This window comes from Aquabacterium sp. (genome assembly GCF_036279655.1).
Taxonomy (GTDB): Bacteria; Pseudomonadota; Gammaproteobacteria; order Burkholderiales; family Burkholderiaceae_C; genus Aquabacterium.
The window spans coordinates 1-3,864 of sequence record NZ_DASUIT010000019.1 but is presented as its reverse complement, the minus strand read 5'-3'; the positions used below and the strand labels follow the sequence as shown (position 1 = coordinate 3,864).

The window sequence follows — 3,864 nt, the reverse complement described above, 5'->3', positions numbered from 1 at the left end:
GGGATGTGCCGGTGAACATGCTGAACATCAGCATCATGAACAGCAGCATCAGCGCGACGGGACGACCTGGCCCCCCGATCACATAGCCCCAGGCCAGAAAGACGATGACGGTGGCCCGCATGGGGCCGGACAGGGAGGGGTCATCGAAGCGCTTGTTCCAGCCGCTGCGGATGACGGCGTACCAGATCGCCTGTGCCACCATGGCGCACACAGTCAGATGGCGGGTGCCTTCCACGTTGACCAAACCCTTGGCAGCCCCGAAGTTCAAGGCCGCCACCCCGACGATGCAGTTGGCCCAACCCACCAGAAAGCGGATGCCCAGCACCTTCTGCGAGGGATCGCTGGAGAGCACCAGATCACTCAGGCGTCCCAGGCTGAGCCAGTTGTGGAGCCAGCTCACCCGGCAGCGCAGCAAGGCGGCCAGCGCGGCGGTCAGCAGGCCCAGCAGCAGGCCGAACGCGAGCAGGTAGACCGCGTTGCTGGAGAAAAAGGACCCAAGGCTGCTCGGGGACATGTGGTGTTTCCTGTCTAATTCACATGAATTCTGCAATGGTTGTTCAAATCAAAAACGAGGGTTCACGCTAGAGAGCGTTAACTTGTGCCAGGTGAAATGCCCCCTGCTTGCGGGGGGTATGAATGAAAAAGGGCGCCTTGCGGCGCCCTGAGTGGGTAGAGAAGCAGGCCCCGTCGATCCAGGCTGCATCAGAGGGTGCTCACAGCACCTCCGAGGCAAAGTCGGCCAGGCGCGAGCGCTCGCCACGCGCCAGCGTCACATGGCCGGCATGCGGCCAGCCCTTGAACTTGTCCACGGCGTAGGTCAGGCCCGAGCTGCCCTCGGTCAGATAGGGCGTGTCGATCTGTGCCAGGTTGCCCAGGCAGATGATCTTGGTGCCGGGGCCTGCGCGCGTGATCAGGGTCTTCATCTGCTTGGGCGTGAGGTTCTGCGCTTCGTCGATGATGACGAACTTGTTGAGGAAGGTGCGCCCGCGCATGAAGTTCATGCTCTTGATCTTGATCTTGCTGCGCACCAACTCATTGGTGGCAGCGCGGCCCCATTCGCCCGCACTGTTGTCGCTGCGGGCCAGCACTTCGAGGTTGTCGTCCAGTGCGCCCATCCAGGGCGACATCTTCTCTTCCTCGGTGCCGGGCAGGAAGCCGATGTCCTCGCCTACGGGCACGGTGACCCGGGTGACGATGATCTCGGTGTAGCGGCGCTCGTCGAGCACCTGGCTGAGGGCCGAGGCCAGAGTCATCAGCGTCTTGCCGGTGCCGGCCGATCCCGTCAGCGTCACGAAGTCGCATTCGGGGTCCATCAGCAGGTTCAGTGCGAAGTTCTGCTCGCGGTTGCGGGCCGTCACGCCCCAGACGCCGTTCTTGGCGTGGGCGTAGTCCTTGAGGGTGCGCAGCACGGCGCTCTTGCCGGTGATCTCGGTGACCTTGCCATACCAGGGGGCGGCACCGGGCGCTTCTAGGTAGACGAACTGGTTGACCAGCAGCAGGGGCACCGTGGGGCCGCTGATGCGGTAGTAGGTGATGCCGCCTTGCTGCCAGCTCTCCATGCCCTTGCCATTGCGCTCCCAGAAGTCCGCGGGCAGGGCCATGACGCCGGTGTAGAGCAGGTCGCCGTCTTCCAGGGTCTTGTCATTGAAGTAGTCCTCGGCCGACAGACCCAGGGCGCGGGCCTTGATGCGCATGTTGATGTCCTTGGACACCAGCACCACTTCACGGCCGGGATGCATGTCGCGCAGGGCCTGGACCACGCCCAGGATCTGGTTGTCAGCCTTGCCCTGGGGCAGGCCCGAGGGCAGCTCCACCGACATGCCGGTGGTCTGGAAGTAGAGCTTGCCACCGGCCTCGACGTGGCCGGTCTTGGACAGCTCGATCCCGGCGGCCGGGTCCTGCTGAGCACGGTTGCTCATGTCGGCCGCCAGTGCGTCCAGGTCGCGGCTGACCTGGCGGGCATTGCGAGCCACTTCGCTCATGCCCTTCTTGTGGTTGTCGAGCTCTTCCAGCGTGATCATCGGCAGATAGATGTCATGCTCATCGAAGCGGAAGAGCGACATCGGGTCATGCATCAGCACATTGGTGTCGAGCACGAAGAGCTTGGCCGGTCCGGTGGACTTGCGGCGGCGCGATGCACCCTGCGGGCCAGTCCGGACAGTGGGCGCAGCGGCCGGTGCGGCCGAGGTGCGAGAAGGGCTGCCGCTGTCGGTGCGCTCGGCCACCGGGCTGCCCACGGGGCGGTTGGCTGGGGTGGTGGGCACCGCAGTGGTGCGTTTGGGTGTGGTGTCGGCCACCACGGGGCGAGTCACGAGCTCCAGCACGGGGGGCTGAGAGACGCGCGCGGGTGGGGTGGCTTTGCTGCTGCGCTTGGCGCTCTTGGCGGGTTTGGGCTGCGATTCGAAATCGGCAGCGCTCAGCATGTCGGCACGTTTGGCAGGCGGCTTGGGAAGAGGCATGTTGGCGTTCCGTGGTTGTTCAGGCAAAGCACAAACAAAAAGGCCGCACAGCAGGCTGTGCGGCCTCGGAGGGGGTGTCCCCGTGGACTTGGGTCGACGGGGATTGCGGGTCAACGTGATGTCGGTGACTACCCAGATGCATGCGATCGATTATGCACACTCTGTGCCTGCTGCCATCGGGGTCGATATGGATGTCGACGCATCACAACAGGCGCATGATGTGACGTTGTCGTCACATCCCCTTCATGGCTCGATCAGGCTGCCTGCTTCTTGGCATCTTTGACGGCCGCGAGCACGTCGTCCACATGGCCGGCGACCTTGATGCCGCGCCATTCGGCACGCAGCACGCCGCTGGCGTCGATCAGGAAGGTGCTGCGCTCGATGCCCTTGACCTTCTTGCCGTACATGATCTTGTTCTTGACCACGCCGAACATGTGGCAGAGCTTTTCTTCGGTGTCGGCGATCAGCTCGAAAGGCAACTCGAGGTTTTCCTTGAACTTGTCGTGAGACGTGAGGTTGTCACGCGAAACCCCAAAGATCACGGCTCCCGCTTTGACAAACTCTTTATGCTTGTCGCGGAACTGCATGGCCTCGGTCGTGCAACCGGGGGTGTGGTCCTTCGGATAGAAGTACAGGATCACGGTCTGGCCATGGAAGGCCTGCGGGGTGAACTTCACTCCGCCCGTGGCAACAGCTTCAAATTCCGGCAAAGGTTTGTTGAGGGCGGGTGTCATGTTCTCTCTAGATCTCTTCTACCTGCGTGTGCGACTTGCGTGTGCTTAGCCAACCAATTATAAATCCTCCTGACGTCCATCCCCGAGGCATGGGGTCAACCCCCCGAAAAGGGGAGGCTTCTGCAGGGTTTTAGTCGTGGATCAACAGGGCGGCCACCACCCGGCGGCCCTCGGAGACGAGGATGTTGTAGGTGCGGCAGGCCGCCACAGTGTCCATGGTTTCCACGCCGATGCGGGCGTCGATCAGCGGGCGCAGCACCGAGGGGTGGGCAAAGCGCAATTGCGGCCCGCTGCCCAGGATGACCAGTTCGGGTTGCAGGGGCACGATCTCGGCCATGTGCTCGGCGGTCAGCTCGCTCAGGCGAGTGGCCGACCAGGGCCGCAAGGGGGCATCCGAAGGCACGATCACGCTGCTGGTGTAGGGCACACCACTGATCGACACCGAGGAGCGCGTCGCGGCATGGATCACATTGGGCCCCTCCGGGCGGTCGGGTTGGAACTTCATGGCGTGGGCTGGGCGGCGGCGTGTGGTTAAATTGCTATTTTCCCCTATCGCAGGGGTGCAAACCCGCCTTCGGAGACCGTTTTGAAGCCCATCGCCAAGTCCAGCAAACTCGCCAACGTCTGTTATGACATCCGTGGGCCCGTGCTGGAAAAGGCGCGTCAGATGG

At 63.2% G+C, this 3,864-nt stretch carries 4 protein-coding genes; all 4 read right to left on the bottom strand.

The window, feature by feature from the left end; genetic code table 11:
• Positions 1-514: hypothetical protein (locus tag VFW84_RS02140; protein WP_329678784.1), on the bottom strand; the 514-nt coding region annotated here is incomplete at its 3' end.
• A 199-nt stretch (positions 515-713) separates the two neighbouring features.
• On the bottom strand, positions 714-2,459 hold the full coding sequence (locus VFW84_RS02135) for a PhoH family protein (RefSeq protein WP_329678783.1): 1,746 nt from the start codon (positions 2,457-2,459) through the stop codon (positions 714-716).
• 254 nt (positions 2,460-2,713) lie between these two features.
• Entirely contained in the window at positions 2,714-3,193 is a 480-nt protein-coding gene (locus VFW84_RS02130; RefSeq protein ID WP_329678782.1) for a peroxiredoxin, read from the bottom strand.
• 130 nt (positions 3,194-3,323) lie between these two features.
• Complete coding sequence (locus VFW84_RS02125; RefSeq protein WP_329678781.1) at positions 3,324-3,698, bottom strand: Mth938-like domain-containing protein; 375 nt, start codon at positions 3,696-3,698, stop codon at positions 3,324-3,326.
• Between the last annotated feature and the right edge of the window lie 166 nt (positions 3,699-3,864).

Coding starts and splice junctions, on each gene's coding strand:
- VFW84_RS02135 (WP_329678783.1), bottom strand. CDS start 2,459: ATGCCTCTTCCCAAGCCGCCTGCCAAACGTGCCGACATGCTGAGCGCT.
- VFW84_RS02130 (WP_329678782.1), bottom strand. CDS start 3,193: ATGACACCCGCCCTCAACAAACCTTTGCCGGAATTTGAAGCTGTTGCC.
- VFW84_RS02125 (WP_329678781.1), bottom strand. CDS start 3,698: ATGAAGTTCCAACCCGACCGCCCGGAGGGGCCCAATGTGATCCATGCC.